We start from the raw sequence: 4,681 nt of genomic DNA, 5'->3' as shown, positions 1-4,681 counted from the left end.
GCGGGGGCGCCACCGGGTCCTCGCCCCGGCCGGGTACGGCGCGCCCCACCCCGGTGCCGCGCGGCGGCGGGCCGCGCCCCGGCGGCGGCCGGCCCGCTCAGCGCGGCGGTTCCGCGCGGCGGCCGGGACAGCGTCCGGCGGGCGGTCTGCGGCGGCCGGCGAATCCGCGGCTGCTGCGGCAGCGGCTGTTCGTGTTCGTGGTCGTGACGTTGCTGGTGGCTCTCGGGATCGCGGTGGCCCAGGGCTGCCAGGGACCGGCGCGCGGGCTCGGCGACGACGGTGTCCCCCAGCAGCAGCACACCCAGCCGAGCCACTCGCCGCTGGGCGACGTTACGTTCGTGCCCAACCCCGACCGGTCGGCCGTGAGTCGCGACGCCGGTAACTGAGGGCCGCCTCCCGACGGTTCGGCGGGCGGGGGTACGTCCGGTCAGGCCTCCGGCCGGCCGGTGGCCACGGCGTAGAAGGCGACCGCGGCCGCCGCGCCCACGTTGAGCGAGTCGACGCCGTGGGACATCGGGATGCGGACCCACTCGTCGGCGGCGACCAGCGCCTGCGTGGACAGCCCGTCGCCCTCGGCGCCGAGCATGAGCGCCACCCGGTCCATCCGGTGCGGGGCGGCCTCGTCCAGGGTGCGGGCCTTCTCGTCCGGGGTGAGCGCGAGCAGGGTGAAACCGGCCTCGCGGACCGAGTCCAGGCCCTTGGGCCAGGTCTCCAGCCGGGCGTACGGCACGGAGAACACCGCGCCCATGGACACCTTGACGCTCCGCCGGTACAGCGGGTCGGCGCAGTCGGGCGACAACAGCACCGCGTCCATGCCGAGGGCCGCCGCCGAGCGGAAGATCGCGCCGATGTTGGTGTGGTCGTTCACCGACTCCATGACCACCACCCGGCGGGCGGAGCGGAGCAGTTCGCCGGCCGTCGGCAGCGGCTTGCGCTGCATGGAGGCCAGGGCGCCGCGGTGCACGTGGTAGCCGGTGACCCGTTCGGCGAGTTCGGGGCTGACGGCGTACACCGGGGCCGGGAGTTCGTCGATGACGTCGCGCATGACGTCGATCCACTTGGCCGAGAGCAGCATCGACCGCATCTCGTAGCCGGCTTCCTTGGCCCTGCGGATGACCTTCTCGCCCTCGGCGATGAACAGGCCCTCGGCGGGCTCGCGCTTGCGGCGCAGCTCGACGTCGGTCAGGCCCGTGTAGTCGGTCAGGCGCGGGTCGTCGGGATCCTCGACGGTGATGAGATCGGCCACAGGGTGATACTGCCTTGTCCTGGGTGTGGTGCCAACGGCTGGGAGGGGACGGGTTACCCCGGGTTACGCGTGTTCAGGCCGAGTTCACGGCGACGGCGTGGGGCCGACCCGCACGACCTCGCCGATGACGATGACCGCCGGGGGCCTCACGTCCTCGGCGCGGACCGTCTCGGCGACCGTGGCGAGGGTGGCGTCCACGCGCCGCTGCGCGGCCGTCGTCCCCTCCTGCACCAGGGCGACCGGCGTCTCGGGCGACCTGCCGTGCGCGACGAGCGTCTCGGCGATCTTCCCGATCTTGTCGACGCCCATCAGGACCACCAGGGTGCCGGTGAGCTTGGCCAGCGACGGCCAGTCGACCAGGGAGCGTTCGTCGTCGGGCGCCACATGCCCGCTGACCACGGTGAACTCATGGGCGACGCCCCGGTGCGTGACCGGGATGCCGGCCGCGCCCGGTACCGAGATCGAGCTGGAGATGCCGGGGACGACCGTGCACGGGATGCCGGCCTCGGCGAGCGCCTGGACCTCCTCCATGCCCCGGCCGAAGACGAACGGGTCGCCGCCCTTGAGCCGGACGACCGCCTTGCCCTGCTGGGCGTGCTCGACGAGCGCGTTGTTGATGGCCTCCTGGGCCATGTAGCGGCCGTACGGGATCTTCGCCGCGTCGATCACCTCGACGTGCGGGGGGAGTTCCGCGAGCAGGTCGCGCGGGCCGAGCCGGTCGGCGATGACGACGTCCGCCTCGGCGAGGAGGCGCCGGCCGCGGACCGTGATCAGGTCGGGGTCGCCCGGGCCGCCGCCGACCAGGGCCACGCCGGGGGTGCGGGTGCGGTGGTGGGGGGCGACGAGGGTGCCGTCGCGCAGGCCCTCGACGACCGCGTCCCGGATGGCCGCGGTGTGCCGGGGGTCGCGGCCCCGGGCGTGCGTGGTGAGCACGGCGACGGTGACGCCCTCGCTGTGGCCGGTCGCCGGGGTCCACGCGGTCGCCTGGTCCGCGTCGTCGGAGCGGACGCACCAGACGCGGTGGCGCTCCGCCTCGGCGGAGGCGGCCACGTTCGCCTCGGGGTCGCTGGTGGCGATGAGGGCGTACCAGGCCTCGGCGAGGTCGCCGTCCTGGTACCCGCGCCGCACCCAGGTGATCTCGCCCGCGTCCGCCATGGCCTCGACCGAGGGGGTCGCCTCCGGGGAGACGAGGACGACGTCCGCGCCGGCCGCGATGAGCGCCGGGAGGCGGCGCTGGGCGACCTGGCCGCCGCCCAGGACGACCACACGACGGCCGGAGAGGCGAAGGCCTACGGGGTAGGCGGGGTGTTCGGCCATGAGGGGCGGCTCCTCGTGCAGCTGTGCGATGGGCGCGCTGCACCTTCGGAGCGGCCCTGACGTGCAGATTTTAAGCGGTGGGCAGGGCAGGGGACACGGGTGGTCCGACAGCTGGGCACCGGACCACCCGTCCCGCGCGGGGCCTACTTCTCCGTGACCCCCGCCGAATCGAACGTGGCCACCTCGTGCATGGCCCGCGCCGTGCTCTGCACCAGCGGCAGGGCGAGCAGGGCGCCGGTGCCCTCGCCCAGGCGGAGGTCCAGGTCGACCAGGGGGCGCAGGCCCAGCTTGTTCAGCGCCGCCACATGGCCCGGTTCGGCGCTGCGGTGGCCGGCGATGCAGGCCGCGAGGACCTCCGGGGCGATGGCGCGGGCCACTAGGGCCGCGGCGCCGGCGCTGACGCCGTCCAGGATCACCGGCGTACGCAGCGAGGCACCGCCGAGCAGCAGGCCCACCATGGCCGCGTGCTCGAAGCCGCCGATCGCCGCGAGGACGCCGATCGGGTCGGCCGGGTCCGGCTGGTGGAGTTCCAGGGCCCGGCGGACGACCTCCGTCTTGCGGGCGAGCGTCTCGTCGTTGATGCCCGTGCCGCGCCCGGTCACCTCCGCCGGGTCGGCGCCGGTGAACACCGAGATCAGCGCGGCGGACGCGGTGGTGTTGGCGATGCCCATCTCACCGGTCAGCAGCGCCTTGTTGCCGGCCGCCACCAGGTCGCGGGCGGTCTCGATGCCGACCTCGATGGCCGCCCTGGCCTCCTCGCGGGTCATCGCGGGGCCGGTGGTCATGTCGGACGTGCCGCCGCGGATCTTGCGGGGCAGCAGGCCCGGGGTGGCCGGCAGGTCGGCGGCCACGCCCACGTCCACGACGCACACCTCGGCGCCGACCTGACTGGCGAAGGCGTTGCAGACGGCGCCCCCGCCGAGGAAGTTGGCCACCATCTGGGCGGTGACCTCCTGCGGCCAGGGGGTCACGCCCTGGGCGTGCACGCCGTGGTCGCCGGCGAAGATGGCGACGGCGGCGGGCTCCGGGATCGGCGGCGGGCACTGCCGGGACAGCCCGCACAGCTGTGCGGAGATGATCTCCAGCATGCCGAGCGCGCCGGCCGGCTTGGTCATGCGCTTCTGGCGCTCCCACGCCTCGCCGAGCGCCTTGGCGTCGAGCGGGCGGATCTGTGCGACGGTCTCGGCAAGCAGGTCGTGGGGTTCCTCTCCGGGCAGGGCGCGGCGGCCGTACGTCTCCTCGTGCACCACCCAGGACAGGGGGCGTCGCTTGGACCAGCCGGCCTGCATCAGCTCGGGCTCGTCCGGGAACTCGTCGACGTACCCGACACACAGGTAGGCGACGACCTCCAGGTGCTCGGGCAGGCCGAGCGCGCGGACCATCTCCCGCTCGTCGAAGAAGCTGACCCAGCCGACGCCGAGGCCTTCGGCGCGGGCGGCGAGCCAGAGGTTCTCCACCGCGAGCGCCGAGGAGTAGGGCGCCATCTGCGGCTGGGTGTGACGGCCGAGCGTGTGCCGGCCGCCGCGGGTGGGGTCGGCGGTGACGACGATGTTGACCGGGGTGTCGAGGATGGCCTCGATCTTCAGTTCCTTGAACTGCTTGGCCCGGCCCTTCGGCAGCGACTTGGCGTACGCCTCGCGCTGCCGCATCGCCAGTTCGTGCATCGTCCGCCGGGTCTCGGCGGACCGGATGACGACGAAGTCCCAGGGCTGCGAGTGGCCCACGGACGGCGCGGTGTGCGCGGCCTCCAGGACTCTGAGCAGCACCTCGTGCGGGATGGGGTCGCTGCGGAAGCCGTTGCGGATGTCGCGGCGCTCGCGCATCACCTTCAGGACGGCCTCGCGCTCGGCGTCGGCGTAGGCGGGCGCGGCGGGGCCGGTGGACTGCTGTGCTTCCGCGCCTGCGGCCGTGCCCTCTTCCTGGTCGGCGGCCCTCGTCCGGAGGTCCTCCGCGTTCTGGACGACCTCGGGGGCGGGCGCCCCGGCCGGCTCGCCCTCGCGGGGCGCGGGCACGACGAGGGGCTGCGGCGGGGTGGGTGAGGTTGTAGGGGTCGGCGGGGTTCAGGCCGCGGACGAAGTTGACCAGGCCGGCGGTGCCCTTGGCCACACCGCCGACGAA

At 74.4% G+C, this 4,681-nt stretch carries 2 protein-coding genes and 2 pseudogenes; 1 reads left to right on the top strand and 3 read right to left on the bottom strand.

From position 1 onward, the window contains the following. Positions 1-386 (top strand): annotated as a pseudogene (locus tag ABZV94_RS40310) (serine/threonine protein kinase); the annotation flags it as partial. 41 nt (positions 387-427) lie between these two features. Here the strand turns inward: ABZV94_RS40310 and ABZV94_RS40305 are convergent. From ABZV94_RS40305 to cobT, 3 genes and pseudogenes are all read right to left on the bottom strand, one after another. Then, positions 428-1,246 (bottom strand): RNA methyltransferase, encoded by an 819-nt coding sequence (locus ABZV94_RS40305; RefSeq protein WP_356349863.1) that lies wholly within the window; start codon positions 1,244-1,246, stop codon positions 428-430. Between the two features lie 84 nt (positions 1,247-1,330). Then, on the bottom strand, positions 1,331-2,563 hold the full coding sequence (gene cobA, locus ABZV94_RS40300) for a uroporphyrinogen-III C-methyltransferase (protein WP_356349861.1): 1,233 nt from the start codon (positions 2,561-2,563) through the stop codon (positions 1,331-1,333). Positions 2,564-2,706: 143 nt separating this feature from the next. After that, positions 2,707-4,602, bottom strand: a pseudogene (cobT, locus tag ABZV94_RS40295) (nicotinate-nucleotide--dimethylbenzimidazole phosphoribosyltransferase); the annotation flags it as partial. Positions 4,603-4,681 lie beyond the last annotated feature (79 nt).

The organism is Streptomyces sp. NPDC004658 (assembly GCF_040609555.1).
In the GTDB taxonomy this organism is placed as follows: Bacteria; Actinomycetota; Actinomycetes; order Streptomycetales; family Streptomycetaceae; genus Streptomyces.
Note: the sequence above shows the minus strand (reverse complement) of the source record. Positions and strands in the feature narration are given on the sequence as shown.